Origin of the sequence: Pseudomonas sp. D3-10 (genome assembly GCF_051132175.1) — a bacterium.
Taxonomy (GTDB): domain Bacteria; phylum Pseudomonadota; class Gammaproteobacteria; order Pseudomonadales; family Pseudomonadaceae; genus Aquipseudomonas.
Genome location: NZ_CP071668.1, coordinates 5,348,269 through 5,366,049, shown reverse-complemented (window position 1 = coordinate 5,366,049; position 17,781 = coordinate 5,348,269). Strand labels below are relative to the sequence as shown.

Below are 17,781 nucleotides of genomic sequence, written 5' to 3'. Positions count from 1 at the left end.
ATGTACGAATCCATGATGAAAGTCATCACCGGCTACGGCCTGATCAGTGGTTTTGCGATTGTCGGGATCACCATGTGGGTGTCCTACTGGATGAGTAACACGTTCACCAAAGGTCGCCTGCATGGCTCGGCCATCGCGATCCTGCTGGGCCTGGTGCTTTCATACATCGGCGGGGCCATGACCGGCGGGCAGAAGGGCGTAGTGGACATCCCGCTGCTGTCCGGGATCGGCTTGCTGGGTGGCGCGATGCTGCGTGATTTTGCGATTGTCGCCACGGCGTTCGGTGTCAGCGTCGAGGAGCTCAAGCGCGCCGGCTTCGTGGGGATACTGGCCTTGTTCGTCGGGGTCGGGACTTCATTTATCGCCGGTGTTGGGGTGGCGATGGCCTTCGGTTACACCGATGTGGTGAGCCTGACCACCATTGGCGCCGGGGCGGTGACCTATATTGTCGGGCCGGTGACCGGGGCAGCGATTGGCGCCAGTTCCGAGGTGATGGCGCTGTCCATCGCCGCCGGGTTGATCAAGGCGATCCTGGTGATGGTGGCGACGCCGTTCGTGGCGCCCTTCATCGGCCTCAACAACCCGCGCAGCGCGGTGATCTTCGGTGGGCTGATGGGTACTTCCAGTGGCGTGGCCGGCGGCCTGGCGGCGACCGATCCGAAGCTGGTGCCGTATGGCTGCCTGACGGCGGCGTTCTATACGGCGCTTGGCTGCTTGCTCGGGCCTTCGCTGTTGTTTCTGATCATGCGCGGGTTGATGGGGTAGGGCTTAGGCTCTTCGCTAACTACGCTGGCGCCATCGCGAGCAGGCTCGCTCCCACTTTGGATCGGTGTTCACAGATCCCCTGTGGGTGCGAGCCTGCTCGCGATGGGCGCGGCTCGGTTTCAAGCCAGGCGATTGGCATACATCCGGCACTCCGCCAACAGCGCCAGGAGGTTCGGGTCGCGCTCCTTGGCTTTCAAAAAGACTACGCCGATGTGCTGCTGCAAACGGTACTTTTCCTGCAACGGGATCAGTTTCACCCGGTTTTCGTACACCGCCGCGATCCTGCCCGGCAGCAAGGCATAGCCTACCCCGGAGCTGACCATGCTCAGCAGGGTGAAGATGTCGTTGACCTGCATCGCCACCTTCGGCTCGAACCCCGCCTGCTTGAATACCCGAACGCCGTCCTGATGCGTGGCGAAGCCTTGGGTCAGGGTGATGAAGGTCTCGTCGCGCACTTCGGCCAGGTCCACTTCGCTGCGCTGGGCGAAGGGGGAGTCGGCCGGCGTGGCGAGGAAGATGTCATCGGAAAACAGCTGGATCTGCTCGCAGTCCGGGTCGTTGACGCTGTCGTCCAGCGACACCAGGATCGCATCGACTTCCATGTTCTTGAGCTTGTACAACAGGTCGATGTTGGAGCCCATGATCAAGTCGATATTGAGCTCGCTGCGGCGGATCTTCAGGCCCATGATCAGCTGCGGCACGGTCTTGACCGTCAATGAATACAACGATCCCAGCTTGAAACGCTCGGCGGAAAAACCAGCCGCCTCACGGGTCAGGCGCACGCTTTCGATCACGTCCTGGATCAATTTCTGCGCACGCTCTTCCAATACATAGGCGCTTTCCAGCGGCGTGAGGTTGCGGCCCTCATGCTTGAACAATGGACAACGCAGGGCGCTCTCCAAGGAGTGAATGGCCCGGTGCACGCTGACGTTGCTGGTTTGCAGATCGGCCGCCGCCCGCGCCAGGTTGCCGGTGCGCATGAAAGCCAGGAACACCTCGAGTTTTTTCAGGGTCAATTCTTCGTCGATCAGCATGGGAGGCAGACTCTTATTCGTATGGGCTGATTGTGCCCGAACCTGCCTTTGTGGCGAGGGGATTTATCCCCTCGCCACACGTGCTGTATCGCAATTTGAAAAGCAATTCATTGCAGTTTCAGGCGCCAGGCCTGAGCCTTGGCGCCAGTTTCGGAATGTGGGGTGGGATTGGATGTATCACGGAGAACGACTCAACGCCTGGACGCACCTGGTGGGGGCTGTCGCGGCGTTTATCGGCGCGGTGTGGTTGTTGGTGATTGCCGGGATGGCCGGCGATCCCTGGAAGATTGTCAGCGTGGCAATCTACGGGTTCACCTTGCTGGCGCTCTACAGCGCCTCGACGGTTTATCACAGCGTGCGCGGACGCAAAAAAGAAATCATGCAGAAGGTCGATCATTTTTCGATCTACTTGTTGATTGCTGGCAGCTACACGCCGTTCTGCCTGGTGACCCTGCGCGGGCCGTGGGGCTGGACGTTATTCGGGATTGTCTGGGGACTGGCCCTGATCGGCATCCTGCAGGAGATCAAGCCACGCTCCGAAGCGCGGGTCCTCTCGATCGTCATCTACGCGGTGATGGGTTGGATCGTCCTGGTGGCGGCCAAGCCGTTGTTGGCGGCGCTGGGTAGCACCGGGTTCGCCTGGCTGGCCTCGGGCGGCGTGCTCTACACCGTGGGCATCGTTTTTTTCGCGCTCGACCAACGCCTGCGCCATGCCCATGGCATCTGGCATTTGTTCGTCATTGCCGGCAGCCTGCTGCATTTCGTGGCGATTCTGTTCTACGTGCTTTGAGCACTTGTAAACAGACGATCCAGTTGCGCCTGGGCCTGGCTGGCGAAAATCTCCAGCAGGGCACCCATTGTATGGGCTGGGGCCTCGTTGGCCCGGGTCACGGCGTACAGGGAAATGGGCAGCGCAGGTGACAACGGGCGGATGGCCGTGCGGGTGCTCGAAGCGCCCAAGGCCGTGAACGGGTCGATCACCGCCAGCCCGGCACCGGACTCGACCATGGCCCGGGCCAGTGAGTACGTCTGCACGGCGATGTTGATGCGCGGCGGCGGTTCCACTGACTTGAGATAGCCGTCCAGCCTGGCCGATAGCGGGTCGGTGCTGGACAGGCCGATCAACGGCGCATCGGCCAGGGCCTGCAATGGCATGGGCGTGCCGATGGCCATTTCGGGCCAGTGCCCGCTGGGCGCCAGGGCCACCAGCACGCCGCTGGCGAGGGGCTGGGCCTTGAGGCCGGGGTGATCGGGCGGTTGCAAAGTCAGGGCGACGTCGATCTCACGCATCAGCAGGTTTTGCGTCAATTCGCGGCTGTGGGCGCTGGATAATTCGCACACGATGTCTGGATACAGTCGGGTCCAGTGATGGATCGCCGCCGGCATCAGCGACAAGGCCAAGGCTGGCGTGGCGCCGATCCGCAGGCTGTGGCCGGGCTCGCGGCGCAGGCTCTGGGCCAGGCGCCGAACGCCTTGCAGGCTTTCGCTGACCTTGTCGACCTCGCGTTCCAGTTCCAGCGCTTCGGGCGTGGCCTGCAGCTTGCCGCGCACCCGCAGGAACAGCGCAAACCCCAGTTGCTGTTCGGCATGCTGCAACACCTTGGTCACGGCCGGCTGGGAGACGTGCAACAACTGCGCCGCCCCGCTGATGGAGCCGGTCTGGCGGATGGCCTGGAAAATCTCGATATGACGAAGGCGCATGGCAAGTCCATAACCTTTGTTTATAGGAGGCCCATCTTTATTCATTGTTCGAACGCTGTCATCCGATCCTAACCTTGACCCATTCAAAACAGGTATGGGATGAACATGGCTCAGCGGGTTTGCATCATCGGTGGAGGCGTGATCGGGTTGGCGACGGCTTACGCGCTGGTTCGCGAAGGCGTCGATGTCACACTGGTGGAAGCCCGCGACGCGTTGGGCAGCGAAACCAGCTTCGCCAATGGCGGGCAGTTATCTTATCGCTACGTCACGCCGCTGGCGGATGCCGGGGTGCCGTGGCAGGCCCTTGGCTGGATGTTGCGCGCGGACTCGCCACTCAAGCTGCGCCCACGCCTCGACCCGGCCCAATGGCGCTGGATGGCGGCGTTTATCGCCGCGTGCCGGACCTCGGTCAACCGCCGCAACGGTGAACACCTGTTGCGTCTGGCACTGCTGAGCCAAGCGACATTGCAGACCTGGCGTGAAGAGGATCGCCTCGACGGCTTTGATTGGCGGCGCAACGGCAAATTGGTGACGTTTCGCAATGCCAGCCATTTCGCACACGCTCGGCGGCGAATAACGGATCCTGCTCAGCAGGTACTGGGTCACGCCGATTGCGCGAGCCTGGAACCCGCATTGGCCGACGTGCCGTTCGCGGGCGGGATCTATACGCCGGACGAGGAGGTTGGCGATTGCCATGGCTTCTGCCAGCAATTGGCGGCGCGGTTGCGGGCTTCGGGGCGTTGCGAGTTCCTGTTGGGGCGTGCGGTGACTGCTATCCATCATGCCAACGGTAAGGTGCAGGCTATCGACCTGGGCGGCCATCGCCTGGACGTGGACGCCTTGGTGATCGCCGCTGGCCACCGCAGCGCAGCGCTGGCGTTGCCTGGCGTACGAATGCCGTTGTACCCGCTCAAGGGCTACAGCCTGACGGTTCCCATCGAGGCGCGGCACCGGGCACCGGACCTGAGCATCACCGACTATGACCGCAAGGTCGTCTACGCTCGCATCGGCGAACAATTGCGAGTGGCGGCGATGGTGGACATTGTCGGTTTTGACCCGGCACCGGACCCCAGGCGCCTGGCCTTGATCCGCCGCCAGGCCATGGAAACCTTTCCACAGGCCGGGGACTACGAACGCGCCGTCGAGTGGGCGGGCATGCGTCCGGCCACGCCCAGCGGCGTGCCCCTGATTGGCGCCACCGGCTATCGCAACCTGTGGCTCAACCTGGGCCATGGCGCCTTGGGCTTTACCCTGGCCTGTGGCAGCGGCCGCTTGCTCAGTGAACTGATCCGCCAACGTACACCTTCCATCGACATGCGAGGCCTCGCGCCCCGCGCCGCCTGACCCACCCGCAACGGAGAATAACAATGCAAAGAATCACGTTGATCGGCTGCACCCTGAGCCTGCTGTTGAGCGCCCCGGCATTCGCCAACGAAGCGCCGCCGGCCGGCACGCTGGACAAGATCGCCAGCAGCAAGAGCATCACGCTGGGTTATCGCGACGCCTCGGTGCCGTTTTCCTATGTGGGGGACAACAGCGGCAAACCGATGGGCTACTCCGTGGAGCTGGCGAGCAAGATCGTCGAGCGGATCAAGCAGCAACTGGCGCTGCCGCAACTGAACGTGAAATACAACCTCGTCACTTCCCAGACCCGCATCCCACTGGTGCAGAACGGCACCGTGGACCTGGAATGCGGCTCCACTGGCGTAACGGCCGAGCGGCAGAAGCAAGTGGCGTTTTCCTACGGTTTCATTTACGTGAAGGGCCAGTTGCTGACGGCCAAGGACAGCGGCATTCACGGCTTCGCCGACCTGCGGGGCAAGAACGTGGTGACCACCGCCGGCACCACCAACGAGCGGTTCCTCAAAAGCTACAACCTGAACAACAAAGTCGAGATGTTCGTCATCAGCGCCAAGGACCACGGTGAAGCCTTCCAGATGCTCGAGACCGGTCGGGCGGCGGCGTTCTACATGGACGACGCGCTGCTCTATGGCGAACGGGCCAAGGCGCGCGATCCACACAAATGGGTCGTGGTCGGGGAAGAACAGTCGCGGGAAATCTACAGCTGCATGGTGCGCAAGGACGATCCGCAATTCCTGGCGCTGGTCAACGCGACCCTGGCGGACCTGTACAAATCAGGAGAAATCAACACCATCTACGACCGTTGGTTCCAGAAGCCGATCCCGCCGAAGGGGCTGAACCTGGAGTTCCCGATGACCAGCGAGTTGAAGGCGATCATTGCCAAGCCGACGAGCGATCCGGTGCAGTAGCTGTCATGTGCCGGTGAGCCCTTGCTCGCGATAGCGCCGGATCAGTCAGCATCGATGTTGACTGGCCCACCGCCATCGCGAGCAAGCTCGCTCCCACAGGGATCTACATTCGGCTTCAGAAATCCCCCCACAACTGCTGCGCCACCGCCAGCGCCACCACCGGAGCGGTTTCGGTGCGCAGCACGCGGGGGCCGAGGCGGGCGGCGTGGTAGCCGGCGGCCTTGGCCTGCTCGACCTCGCCATCCGACAACCCGCCCTCGGGGCCGATCAAGAACGCCAGGGACGAGGGCTTGGCATGGCTGGTCAGCGGATCGGCCACCGGGTGCAACACCAGTTTTAATTCGGCGTCGGTCTGCTTCAGCCAGTCGGCCAGCAGCAGTGGAGGGTGGATCACCGGCACGGTGGAGCGCCCGCATTGCTCGCAGGCGCTGATCGCCACCTGGCGCCAATGCAGCAGGCGCTTGTCGGCGCGCTCGTCCTTGAGGCGCACTTCGCACCGCTCGGTGAAGATCGGCGTGATCTCGGTGACTCCCAGCTCGGTGGCCTTCTGGATCGCCCAATCCATGCGCTCGCCCCGGGACAGGCCCTGGCCCAAGTGAATGCGCAACGGCGACTCGGCTTGCCCGGCAAATTGCTCGTCGAGCTGCACGCGCACGCGTTTCTTGCCGACCTCGGCCAGGGTGCCACGAAACTCCTGGCCCGAGCCATCGAACACCTGCACCGCATCGCCCTCGGCCATGCGCAGCACCCGGCCGATGTAATGGGCCTGGGCTTCAGGCAACTCGTGATCGCCAAGGCTCAGGGGGGTGTCGATGAAGAAGCGGGACAGTCTCATGTGGAGTCTCTGAAAAGTTAAATCTGTGGCGAGGCGACGTTTCGCTAAATCCCCTCACCACAACAGTGTTTCAACAGGAGGCCGGGATTCAGCCCGGATCGCGATAACCCGGATGGAAGTCCTTCGGCACTGCCACGCTAACCTTTTCCCGTGTGGCAACGTCGATGCCTTCGCTGGCCACTTGCGCCAGGAAATCGATCTGCTCCGGCGTGATGACATAGGGCGGCAGGAAATACACCACGCTGCCCAGCGGCCGCAACAGCGCACCGCGCTCCAGGGCATGCTGGAACACCGCCAGCCCACGCCGTTCCTGCCACGGATAGGCGGTTTTGCTGGCCTTGTCCTTGACCATCTCGATAGCCAGCACCATGCCGGTCTGGCGCACTTCGGCCACGTTCGGGTGATCGGCCAGGTGCGCGGTGGCGCTCGCCATGCGTTGGGCCAGGGCCTTGTTGGTTTCGATGACGTTGTCTTCTTCGAAGATATCCAGCGTTGCCAGGGCTGCGGCGCAGGCCAGCGGGTTACCCGTGTAGCTGTGGGAATGCAGGAAGGCGCGCAGAGTCGGGTAGTCGTCGTAGAACGCGCTGTACACCTCGTCGGTGGTCATGCATGCCGCCAGCGGCAGGTAGCCGCCGGTCAGTGCCTTGGACAGGCAAAGGAAATCCGGGGTGATGCCGGCCTGCTCACAGGCAAACATCGTCCCGGTGCGACCGAAGCCGACAGCGATTTCATCGTGGATCAGGTGTACGCCGTAGCGGTCGCAGGCTTCGCGTAACAGCTTCAGGTACACCGGGTGATACATGCGCATGCCGCCGGCGCCCTGGATCAGCGGTTCGACAATCACGGCGGCGACGCTGTCGTGGTGTTCGGCGAGGGTCTGTTCCATGGCCGCGAACAGGTTTCGCGAGTGCTCTTCCCAGCCCATGCCCTCGGGGCGGTGGTAGCAGTCGGGGCTGGGTACCTTGATCGTGTCCAGCAGCAACGCCTTGTAGGTTTCGGTGAACAGCGGTACGTCGCCCACCGACATCGCCGCGATGGTTTCGCCGTGGTAACTGTTGCTCAGGGTGACGAAGCGTTTTTTGTCCGGCCGGCCGCGATTGATCCAGTAGTGAAAGCTCATCTTCATCGCCACTTCGATGCAGGACGAACCGTTATCGGCGTAGAAGCACCGGGTCAGTCCTTCAGGCGTCATCTTCACGAGACGCTCGGACAGCTCGATCACCGGCTGGTGGCTGAAACCGGCGAGAATCACGTGCTCCAGTTGATCGACCTGATCCTTGATGCGCTGGTTGATGCGCGGGTTGGCGTGGCCGAAGACGTTGACCCACCAGGAACTCACCGCGTCGAGGTAGCGCTTGCCTTCGAAGTCTTCCAGCCACACGCCTTCGCCGCGCTTGATGGGGATCAGCGGCAACTGTTCGTGATCTTTCATCTGCGTGCAGGGGTGCCACAGCACCGCGAGATCGCGTTGCATCCACTGGTTATTCAGGCCCATGTACAGTCTCCTCGAGGCGGCTCGCGGCGGGCGCGGGCAAAACAATCGCGCAAGCCTATGCAATGGCGGCCCCGCGGACAACCCATTGTGTCATTCACGCGACTTTGGGCCAGGCGATAGACGTCGCTGGCGGCGCTTTGATGGCTGACGTATTCTTCGCCGTTCCCTGAGCCGACTGGCTCGAAAGACCGAGAGCCGACTGGCTCAAAAAACCGAAAATTCTTACGCTTTGTTCCGGAGTTCGTTGAATGTCTGCTGGTTGGCTGCGCGCCTGTGCGCTGGTGATGATAGGGCTGTTCAGCGTTTCGGCGCTGGCCAAGGACAAGCAACCGACGGCCATCGTCATCGGCGGTGGATTGGCCGGGCTGACGGCGGCCTACGAATTGCAGAACAAAGGCTGGGCCGTGACGCTGCTGGAAGCCAAGCCGAGCCTGGGCGGCCGCTCGGGCATGGCCACCAGTGAGTGGATCGGCAACGAAAAGACCCAGCCGGTGCTGAACAAATACGTCTCCACCTTCAAGCTGAGCACCACGCCGGCGCCGGAATTCGTGCGCACCCCGAGTTACCTGATCGACGGTACTTATTTCACCGCCGCCGACCTGGCGACCAAGCAGCCCGCCACCGCCGAAGCGCTCAAGCGCTATGAAACCACCCTGGACGAGCTGGCGCGGTCCATCGACGATCCGCTGAACCCGACGGCCACCAACACGCTGCACGCCCTCGACCAGATCACCGTGTCCAACTGGCTCGACCGCTTGCAGCTGCCCGCTACCGCGCGGCAGTTGGTCAATCAGGAAATTCGCACGCGCTATGACGAGCCGTCCCGCCTGTCGCTGCTGTATTTCGCACAGCAGAACCGCGTCTATCGCGGCGTATCCGACCGTGACCTGCGCGCCTCGCGCCTGCTCGGTGGCAGCCCGGTATTGGCCCAGGCGTTCGTCAAGCAACTGAAAACGATCAAGACCGGCTCCCCGGTCTCGGCCATCTCCCAGGACAAGGACGGCGTCACCGTCAAGGTCGGCAGCGTGGGTTACCAGGCGGACTACGTCGTGCTCGCGGTGCCGCTGCGGGCGTTGAACAAGATCCAGCTGACCCCGGCCCTCGATGCCCAGCACCAGGGCGCGATCAAAGGCACCAATTACGGCTGGCGCGACCAGATCATGCTCAAGTTCAAGACCCCGGTCTGGGACAGCAAGGCGCGCATGTCGGGCGAGATCTACAGCAACGCCGGCCTGGGCATGATGTGGATCGAGCCGGCTTTGAAGGGCGGGGCGAATGTGGTCATCAACCTGTCCGGCGACAATGCCCGGGTGATGCAGGCTTTTGGCGACAAGCAGATGGTCGACCAAGTGCTGATCCGCCTGCATGCGTTTTATCCCCAAGCGCGCGGTGCGTTCACCGGTTATGAAATCCGTCGCTACAGCACCGACCCTTCCATGGGCGGCGCGTACCTGGCGTTTGGTCCGGGTCAGATCAGCAAATACTGGCGCCTGTGGGAAAAGCCTTTGCAGCGCGTAGCTTTTGCCGGTGAACACACCGACGCCATGTATCCAGGCACGTTGGAAGGCGCGCTACGCAGTGGCCAACGTGCCGCCAGCCAGGTGCAAGACTTGGCCGCCGGCAAATCATTCGAACCGGCTAAGGTGGCTCCGGTGGCGGCGGCGGCAGCGGGTGCGGTGGCTGCGAAGAAGGGCAACTTCTTCACCAACCTGTTCGGTGGCTCGGATGACGACAAAAAGCCGGAACCGGCCAAGGCTCCCGAGCCGGTAGCGCCGCCTCCAGCGCCGGCACCGGCCCCCGTCCCAGCCCCTGCGCCGGTGGAGCCACCCGCGCCGGCGCCGGCGAAGACCGAGCCAGCCAAGAAAGCCACGGCCAAGCCAGCGGCGAAGAAGCCGGCGGCCAAGACCCCGGCTAAAAAGGCCCCGGCCAAGGCTCCAGTGAAAAAGGCTGAGCCAGTGAAGAAACCCGCCGCCAAGCCGGCAGCGACTACTGAGATCAAGGCTCAGTAAGGTCAGGTGCAAAGAACGCTGCCGTTCACTTAAGGCAATCAATAAACCCGTGGCGAGGGAGCTTGCTCCCGCTGGGCCGCGAAGCGGCCCCAGTCCTGCCGAATGCGGAGCATCAGGCACACCGCACCCGCCGGTTTACGACTGCTTCGCAGCCGAGCGGGAGAAAGCTCCCTCGCCACGGGTGGATCATTACGCCGACGTCCTGCAGGGCTAGACGAGATATCGGAAACTTCCCACCCTTTAACCGGAAGCAGGCGATATAGCGCACCAAGCCAAAAGTCTAGGCTCCTCGAAAAACAGGAGCGCGTATGAAAATACTAATGGCAATGGTCGTATCGGTTTCGCTGTACGGGTGTGTGTATGGTGAATGTCGGGAACCCCTGATTATTCCGATGATTCCAGAACGGGACCCTCAGTTGGCGTACAAATGCACCTTTGATCCATACAAGCCTGAGTGCTCGGTTAATTGATAATTCAAAGCGTTAGACGCGTAGAACTGGAGCAACATATGAAACCGGAGGCGGCATTAATATTATTGATCATGCTCTTCGGCAGCGGCTGTACAGATGGCCGTATGATACTTAAAAAACACGATCCTCAATTGTCGTACAGATGCGACATGGATCCTTACAGGCCTGAGTGCGTCAACAGATAACTCTAGAGAGGCGGTAGCGAAAACGACCAAGTTTTTAATTTCCACGTCCTCAAATAAACTTTTGACCCGCTTTGGCTTGGACATCCGTCCCGGGACGAAGCCACGGAAAATATCGATACGAGCGCTTCCCCGGGGCTTGAGGAGACAGGGAATATCACCCAGCACGGCCTTTCGTGGAGCGAACCTGCTCACGATGAGCCCCTTCCATCTTGCGGGATCCATGCCCGCTTCCCCTCGCCACCACGCAACGCATCCGCTTTAATCTTTCCTTAACCCACCCTCTGCAGACTGATCATCGTATTTCTCGATATTTCAAAGCGAAATTTTCCGCTTTAAATCGATAGATAAGTCGCTAGTCTTGATCGCAGTTTTTACAGGATATGAGCAATGCAGCTTCGCAACTCCTCTTCTCGTTATGGCTGGGTCAGCATCGTTTCCCATTGGGCCGTTGCCTTGGCGGTGTATGGGCTGTTTGCGCTGGGCTTGTGGATGGTCGGTTTGGACTACTACAGCACCTGGCGCAAAGACGCGCCGGAGCTGCACAAGAGTATCGGCCTGGTGCTGTTGGCGGTGATGGTGTTGCGGGTGCTCTGGCGTTTTGTCAGCCCGCCGCCACCGACCCTGGAAACCTACGGGCGACTGACCCGCGTAGGCGCCAAGCTTGGCCACAGCGCGCTGTATCTCGGGCTGTTCGCCGTGATGATTGCCGGTTACCTGATTTCCACCGCAGACGGTGTCGGGATCTCGGTGTTTGGTCTGTTTGTAGTACCCGCGCTGGTGTCCGGACTGCCCGATCAGGCAGATGTCGCCGGCCAGATCCACTTTTACCTGGCATGGGCGTTGGTAATTTTTTCCGGCCTTCATGCGTTGGCAGCATTGAAACACCACTTTATCGACCGTGACGCGACCCTCAAGCGCATGCTGGGGCGCCAAGCCTGATGTTCAACCTCGACTCCAAAGGAATAGAAAGCATGTTGAAAAAGACGCTCGCCGCCCTGGCAATCGGTTCTGCCCTGCTGTCCGCCGGCCAGGCCATGGCCGCAGACTACGTGGTCGACAAGGAAGGCCAGCATGCCTTCGTTGATTTCAAGATCAGCCACCTGGGCTATAGCTTCATCACCGGTACCTTCAAGGATATTGACGGCAAGTTCAGCTTCGACGCCGCCAAGCCTGAAGACAGCAAGATCGAGTTCAACGTCAACACCGCCAGCGTGTTCACCAACCACGCCGAGCGCGACAAACACATCGCCAGCGCTGACTTCCTGAACGCCAGCAAATTCGGCAAGGCCACGTTCGTGTCCACCAGCGTCAAGTCCACCGGCGAAAACACCGCCGACGTGACCGGTGACCTGACGCTGATGGGCGTGACCAAGCCGGTTGTGGTCAAGGCGACCTTCCTGGGCGAAGGCAAAGACCCATGGGGTGGCTACCGTGCCGGCTTCGAAGGCACTACCACCATCAAGCGTTCCGACTTCGGCAAGCAGAAAGACCTGGGTCCGAAATCCGACGCGGTCGAGTTGTATGTCTCGTTTGAAGGCGTCAAGGCGAAGTAACGTTAGCCCCTGACGAAAAACGCCCCTGGTCTTGCGGCCAGGGGCGTTTTTTATTGCTCTGGATTTCGGCGATACAAAGGATGCTGGGGGGAGCGAGCTTGCTCGCGATAGCGGTGCTTCAGCCAACATCAATGTGGCAGGCCTGCCGCCATCGCGAGCAAGCTCGCTCCCACAGCTGGAAGAGTTCACAAAAAAAATGCCCCGGGTCGTGAGACCCGGGGCATTTTTCATGGCTTGGAGAAACTCAGCGATTGCGTGTCAGCAAGGCCGGTTTTTCGCCACGCGGACGGCTTGGTAATTGGTCCAGCTGCTCAGGCGTCGGGAAACGATCGGTTTTCGATTCCTTGTGGATGATTTTCGGCTGGTTGCCTCGCGGGTTCTGCACGGCGGGTTCCTGGCGAGGCTGGTCGTCACCACGGGTCTGGCGGCGAGGTCGGGAGTCTTCGCGCCGGGCCTGGCCGTCACGTGGGGCGCCGCTGCGCGGGCCGTTGCGCTTGGCCGGCGGGGTGCCGGTGGAAGAACCGTTGCTGTTGCGCGGGCCGTTCTGGCGACCTTGTGACTGGCCACCGCGCGGTGCGCCCGAACCTGCGCCTTGTGCCGGGGCGCCAGGACGGCGACCGCGACCCTGGGCCGGTTTCTGCTGTGGCACGTAGTCGACACGGTTACCGAAGTTATCGATATCGTCGTCGAGGAACTCGTCCGGGGCGCGATCGGTCGGGCCGCGATCGGCCGGGCCACGATCGGCCGGGCCACGATCGGCCGGGCCACGATCGGCCGGGCCACGATCGGCCGGGCCACGATCGGCCGGGCCGCGATCGGCTGCGGCGCGAGGGGCAGGGCGCTGCTGTTCGCGGGCCGGCGTACCTTCGCGTGGTTTCTGCTCGCGGGCCGGGCGCTCGCCGCGACCGTTGCTGGCCGATTTGTCCTTGCCCTTGCCCTTGTCCTTGCCCTTGTCCTTGCGACCGCCGCCACTGCCATTCGGGCCGTCGCCCCGCGGGCCACGTGGGTTGCGCGGGTTGCGCACATCCGGACGCTCGCGCACTTCAGGCTTTTCGGCCTCGATCGTGCTGGCATCGAAGCCCATCAGGTCGCCGTCGGGGATTTTCTGCTTGGTCATGCGCTCAATGCTCTTGAGCAGTTTTTCTTCGTCCGGCGCGACCAGGGAAATCGCTTCGCCCGAACGACCGGCCCGGCCGGTACGGCCGATACGGTGCACGTAGTCTTCATCGACGTTCGGCAGTTCGAAGTTGACCACATGGGGCAACTGGTCGATATCCAGGCCACGGGCGGCGATGTCGGTGGCGACCAGGATGCGCACTTCGCCGGCCTTGAAGTCAGCCAGGGCCTTGGTGCGAGCGTTCTGGCTCTTGTTGCCATGGATCGCCACGGCCGGCAGGCCATGTTTGTCGAGGTATTCAGCCAGGCGGTTGGCGCCGTGCTTGGTGCGGGTGAACACCAGGACCTGTTCCCAGGCGCCTGTGGTGATCAAATGCGCCAGCAGGGCACGCTTGTGGCTGGCCGGCAGGCGGAACACGCGCTGTTCGATGCGCTCGACCGTGGTGTTCGGCGGCGTGACTTCGATGCGTTCCGGGTTGTGCAACAGCTTGCCGGCCAGGTCGGTGATGTCCTTGGAGAAGGTCGCCGAGAACAACAGGTTCTGGCGCTTGGCCGGCAGGCGTGCCAGCACTTTCTTCACGTCATGGACAAAACCCATGTCGAGCATGCGGTCGGCTTCGTCCAGCACGAGGATTTCCACGTGGGACAGATCGACGCTGCCCTGGCCGGCGAGGTCCAGCAGGCGACCGGGGCAGGCCACCAGCACGTCGACGCCGCGCGCCATGGCCTGGACCTGCGGGTTCATGCCGACACCGCCAAAGATGCAGGCACTGACAAATTTCAGGTCGCGCGCATAGACCTTGAAGCTCTCGTGCACCTGGGCGGCCAGTTCGCGGGTCGGGGTCAAGACCAGGACGCGCGGTTGGCGCGGGCCGTGGCGCTGGGATTTGTCTGGGTGACCGTTAGGGAACAGCCGCTCCAGGATCGGAAGGGCGAAACCGCCGGTCTTGCCAGTACCTGTCTGTGCGGCGACCATCAGGTCGCGACCTTGCAACACGGCGGGGATGGCCCGCTGTTGCACCGGGGTAGGCTGGGTGTAGCCGGCGGCTTCGATGGCGCCGACTAAAGCCTCGGAGAGACCGAGGGAAGCAAAGGACATGAGTAATCCTGTTTTTAGTGAGGGCCTGGCCCAATGGGATAGTCTTGCCTGGCGCGAATGCGGTCGATTGGAGACCTCATCCCGTCCGGTCCCGCCGGGTCTGGAAGACACGTCCGGACAGGGCTCGCGCGGGCTGGAAGCTGCGCTGTAGCGGTGTCGGGATGCCTTTTGCAAGACCGGGCGTCCGGGCGTGAGCCTGGCGGGAAGGCCGGAGTATAACAGAGCAATCGCCCTGCGCTGCTTTCCTGCTGCTCAACGGTGCATTTCAGCGTGACACCGCGTTGTGCCCAGCCGCCTTGGCCGCCGGAGCAGCGCCATAACGAGCACTCAGCTCGGCATAGGCCGGTTCATGCTTGAAACGCTTGAGCTCGGCGCCGAAGCGTTGCACGAGCAAGTCCATGCCCGCCTTGCGTCGTACCGCCAGGTATTGGCTCTGGCGGCTCACCACGGTGGGATTCTCTGTGATCTGGTTGTCCAGTTGAAGCGCCTTGACGGCGTGTCGGCCTACACGACGGTCGGTGATGAGCAGGTCGATGCGGCCCAGCTGTAACTTGCCGAAGTTGGCTTCGTGGGTCGGAGCCGCTTCCCGTTTGAATCGGCTCGATTCCCTGAACGCCTGGCTATACAGATAACCGGGCGACGTGCCGACGGTCAGCCCGTCCAGGTCGTCGAGCGTGCGAAAAGGGTGGGGGCGGGCGTTGGCATAGAACATGACGAATTCAACCTCCGACAGCGGTTCGCTGGGGTATAGCAGAAGGGCATCGCGCTCGTCGCTGTGGAATATGTCGAGCGCGCCGTCCGCCAAACCTTGCTCCAGCATGGCCAGGCAGCGCTTCCACGGCAGCAGTTGCCATTCCACATCGATGCCCAGGCGTTTGAACACAATGGCCGTGGTTTCATAGTCCAGGCCAAGGGTCTTGCCGTTTTCCTCGTAGACATAAGGTGCCCAGGGTTCGGTGACAATGCGCAACTTCTCGGCCTGGGCGGCAACGCTCAGGCACGAGAGAAGGAGGGCTGTCAGCAACGGGAGGATTACGGGCATGACCGGAGGTTACGACGAGAACTCATTAAATAGCTAGAGCGCTCTAGCACGTGGCTCAGTTGCTCTTTGTCTGCATCAGGTGTCGGTAGATGGCTTCTCGGCGTTTACCCAGCACCAGGCGAATCACGGGATGGCTGAGCCAATGTTTGAGCTCATGGTCTTCCAAAGGCTTCTTCAACCGGTGCTCGACGTTCTCCAGGGCCTTTTCCCACCAGACCGGGCCGCACGCCTGGTCGAATGGATTGGTATGGCGATAGCAGCCGTACAGGATCTCGCGCATGAACTGACGTTTGTGACCGGGCAACGCCACGGTAATGAATTTGTAGGCCAGGCGCTGGAAGGTAGGTGGGCGCGGTAGTATGGCAGTGACTTGCCGCGTTTCATCCAGGGCATGTTGGCCCACGGGGGCTGCGCGGTGTTTGTCATACCAGGCCTTGGTCTTGGCCCGAAACAGCTGCTTGCGGCTCCAGTAGTGGTGGATCAGGTCTGGACATTCACGCACCTTGACCTTGCGATAGGCCGCCACCGAAAGGCAGAACTCTTCCAGGGTATAGGCTCCTTGGGCCAACGGATAAAATTCGTCCATCAGCGCAATGGAGTGATCGAGGATTGCCGCATCGACTGCGTACAGGCCAATCACGCCGGAATTGAGTAGCGGCATGTTGTCGTCGGCCAGTTCTCGTTGAGCCAAGGGCTGGGCGAGGGTCAGGTAAAGCCCGGCATCCTTGTTGGCGCCATAGTTCATGCCGACGGCATTGCACAACAGTGTGCCCGGCTCGATCCGCTTGAACAGCTCGATCGGCGAGCAATGGAAGAAGGTGTCCGTGTCGATCAGCAATGCCAGGTCGCTTTCTTCGAGCACCTTCCGCATGACCACGTGCTTGGCGCGGAAATGATAGCCGTGGGGAGCGATCCACCCTTGGCGCGTTTCGTTGTCCAGGTGGCGCACTCGAACGGGCAAATCCACGTAGGGCGCGGCATTGTCGGTGAACACTTGGATGTCCAATGCCTCATCGGGGGTCTCCCGCAGGCCCGCCAAGGCGCTGGCGATACTGAACACCGCTTCCTGGTGATAGGTCTCGGCCCCATAGACCAAATAGATAAGTTGTGGGGTCGTCGACCTTTGACCATTCGGCATCGAGTTGCTCCTGATGTCCTTTTTTTAAAGAAAAAGGCCCTGGTTTTTGCCAGGGCCCTTTTGTACCACTGCATTAAGTCATTAACGCGGCAGTTTGAGATTGTTCCATACCGCTAGGCTAGGCTCGGCCTGGTTCAGGGTATAGAAATGCAGCCCCGGTGCGCCGCCTTGTAACAAACGCTCACACATTTGCGTGATGACCTCTTCGCCGAAGTGCTGGATGCTGGCGGTGTCGTCACCATAGGCTTCCAGCTGCTTGCGGATCCAGCGCGGGATTTCCGCGCCGCAGGCGTCCGAGAAACGCGCCAGCTTGCTGTAGTTGGTGATTGGCATGATTCCCGGAACCACGGGAATGTCCACACCCATCTGGCGAACACGCTCGACAAAGTAGAAATAGCTGTCGGCATTGAAGAAATACTGGGTGATCGCGCTGTTGGCGCCGGCGTTGGCCTTGCGCACGAAGTTGTGCAGGTCATCCTCAAAATTGCGCGCCTGCGGGTGCATCTCCGGATAAGCGGCGATTTCGATGTGGAAGTGCTCGCCGGTTTCCTCGCGAATGAATTCAACCAGTTCATTGGCGTGGCGCAGCTCTCCGCTGGCCATGCCCATGCCCGACGGAAGGTCGCCGCGCAGGGCAACGATGCGCTTGATGCCGGCTGCCTTGTATTGGGTCAGCAGGCTGCGCAGGTCGTCCTTGCTGTCGCCCACGCAAGAAAGGTGTGGCGCGGCGGGGACTTTGACTTCGCTTTCGAGCTGCAACACGGTGTTCATCGTGCGGTCGCGGGTCGAACCGCCAGCGCCGTAGGTGCAGGAGAAAAAATCAGGGTTGTAGCTTGCCAGCTGGCGGGCAGTGGCGATCAGCTTTTCATGCCCAGCATCGGTCTTCGTCGGGAAGAATTCGAAGCTGTAGCGACGGTCTTGGGACATGGTCATATCCTTGGAAACTCGTAGGCCGTGAGGCTTGCAGAGCCCTGTGGAGGCGGGCCAGTGTGGGAGCGAGCCTGCTCGCGATGCAGGCACCTCGATCGGAGTGTCAGACCGAGGCGACGTCGATCGCGAGCAGGCTCGC

At 61.7% G+C, this 17,781-nt stretch carries 14 protein-coding genes and 1 pseudogene; 7 read left to right on the top strand and 8 right to left on the bottom strand.

What is annotated here, in order from left to right:
* Window positions 1-765: a malonate transporter subunit MadM gene (gene madM / locus J3P90_RS24345; protein WP_420765007.1), complete on the top strand. Its 765-nt coding sequence runs from the start codon at window positions 1-3 to the stop codon at window positions 763-765.
* Between the two features lie 119 nt (window positions 766-884).
* Here madM and J3P90_RS24340 read toward each other — a convergent pair whose 3' ends face one another.
* On the bottom strand, window positions 885-1,799 hold the full coding sequence (locus J3P90_RS24340; RefSeq protein WP_420765006.1) for a LysR family transcriptional regulator: 915 nt from the start codon (window positions 1,797-1,799) through the stop codon (window positions 885-887).
* A gap of 172 nt (window positions 1,800-1,971) precedes the next feature.
* On the opposite strand from J3P90_RS24340, the gene trhA reads away from it, so the two are divergent.
* Window positions 1,972-2,589 carry a PAQR family membrane homeostasis protein TrhA gene (trhA, locus tag J3P90_RS24335; RefSeq protein ID WP_434675510.1) on the top strand — a complete coding sequence of 206 codons (618 nt, stop codon included), beginning with the start codon at window positions 1,972-1,974 and terminating at the stop codon, window positions 2,587-2,589.
* On the opposite strand, the gene J3P90_RS24330 is transcribed toward trhA, so the two are convergent.
* Window positions 2,577-3,500: a LysR family transcriptional regulator gene (locus tag J3P90_RS24330; protein ID WP_434561833.1), complete on the bottom strand. Its 924-nt coding sequence runs from the start codon at window positions 3,498-3,500 to the stop codon at window positions 2,577-2,579. The two genes, trhA and J3P90_RS24330, sit on opposite strands and share 13 nt — an antisense overlap.
* A gap of 105 nt (window positions 3,501-3,605) precedes the next feature.
* On the opposite strand from J3P90_RS24330, the gene J3P90_RS24325 reads away from it, so the two are divergent.
* Both J3P90_RS24325 and J3P90_RS24320 read left to right on the top strand, forming a co-directional pair.
* Window positions 3,606-4,844, top strand: coding sequence for a D-amino acid dehydrogenase (locus J3P90_RS24325; RefSeq protein WP_434676601.1), 1,239 nt, complete (start codon window positions 3,606-3,608; stop codon window positions 4,842-4,844).
* A gap of 23 nt (window positions 4,845-4,867) precedes the next feature.
* Entirely contained in the window at window positions 4,868-5,770 is a 903-nt protein-coding gene (locus J3P90_RS24320) for a transporter substrate-binding domain-containing protein (protein ID WP_434675509.1), read from the top strand.
* 115 nt (window positions 5,771-5,885) lie between these two features.
* Here J3P90_RS24320 and J3P90_RS24315 read toward each other — a convergent pair whose 3' ends face one another.
* Both J3P90_RS24315 and J3P90_RS24310 read right to left on the bottom strand, forming a co-directional pair.
* Window positions 5,886-6,605 (bottom strand): 16S rRNA (uracil(1498)-N(3))-methyltransferase, encoded by a 720-nt coding sequence (locus J3P90_RS24315; protein WP_434561837.1) that lies wholly within the window; start codon window positions 6,603-6,605, stop codon window positions 5,886-5,888.
* 88 nt (window positions 6,606-6,693) lie between these two features.
* Window positions 6,694-8,100: an adenosylmethionine--8-amino-7-oxononanoate transaminase gene (locus J3P90_RS24310; RefSeq protein WP_434609068.1), complete on the bottom strand. Its 1,407-nt coding sequence runs from the start codon at window positions 8,098-8,100 to the stop codon at window positions 6,694-6,696.
* Between the two features lie 248 nt (window positions 8,101-8,348).
* Here J3P90_RS24310 and J3P90_RS24305 point away from each other — a divergent pair, with 248 nt between their 5' ends.
* From J3P90_RS24305 to J3P90_RS24295, 3 genes are all read left to right on the top strand, one after another.
* Window positions 8,349-10,109 carry a flavin monoamine oxidase family protein gene (locus J3P90_RS24305; RefSeq protein WP_434675508.1) on the top strand — a complete coding sequence of 587 codons (1,761 nt, stop codon included), beginning with the start codon at window positions 8,349-8,351 and terminating at the stop codon, window positions 10,107-10,109.
* A gap of 1,042 nt (window positions 10,110-11,151) precedes the next feature.
* The gene (locus J3P90_RS24300) at window positions 11,152-11,703 is read left to right on the top strand and encodes a cytochrome b (protein ID WP_434675507.1); all 552 of its coding nucleotides are present in this window, start codon (window positions 11,152-11,154) and stop codon (window positions 11,701-11,703) included.
* Between the two features lie 32 nt (window positions 11,704-11,735).
* The gene (locus tag J3P90_RS24295) at window positions 11,736-12,317 is read left to right on the top strand and encodes a YceI family protein (protein ID WP_420764999.1); all 582 of its coding nucleotides are present in this window, start codon (window positions 11,736-11,738) and stop codon (window positions 12,315-12,317) included.
* 244 nt (window positions 12,318-12,561) lie between these two features.
* On the opposite strand, the gene J3P90_RS24290 is transcribed toward J3P90_RS24295, so the two are convergent.
* From J3P90_RS24290 to metF, 4 genes and pseudogenes are all read right to left on the bottom strand, one after another.
* Entirely contained in the window at window positions 12,562-14,532 is a 1,971-nt protein-coding gene (locus tag J3P90_RS24290; RefSeq protein WP_434675506.1) for a DEAD/DEAH box helicase, read from the bottom strand.
* A 233-nt stretch (window positions 14,533-14,765) separates the two neighbouring features.
* Window positions 14,766-15,574 (bottom strand): annotated as a pseudogene (locus J3P90_RS24285) (substrate-binding periplasmic protein); the annotation flags it as partial.
* A 55-nt stretch (window positions 15,575-15,629) separates the two neighbouring features.
* Window positions 15,630-16,712 carry a hypothetical protein gene (locus tag J3P90_RS24280; RefSeq protein WP_434561845.1) on the bottom strand — a complete coding sequence of 361 codons (1,083 nt, stop codon included), beginning with the start codon at window positions 16,710-16,712 and terminating at the stop codon, window positions 15,630-15,632.
* A gap of 81 nt (window positions 16,713-16,793) precedes the next feature.
* The gene (metF, locus tag J3P90_RS24275; protein WP_434675505.1) at window positions 16,794-17,639 is read right to left on the bottom strand and encodes a methylenetetrahydrofolate reductase [NAD(P)H]; all 846 of its coding nucleotides are present in this window, start codon (window positions 17,637-17,639) and stop codon (window positions 16,794-16,796) included.
* Window positions 17,640-17,781: the final 142 nt, after the last annotated feature.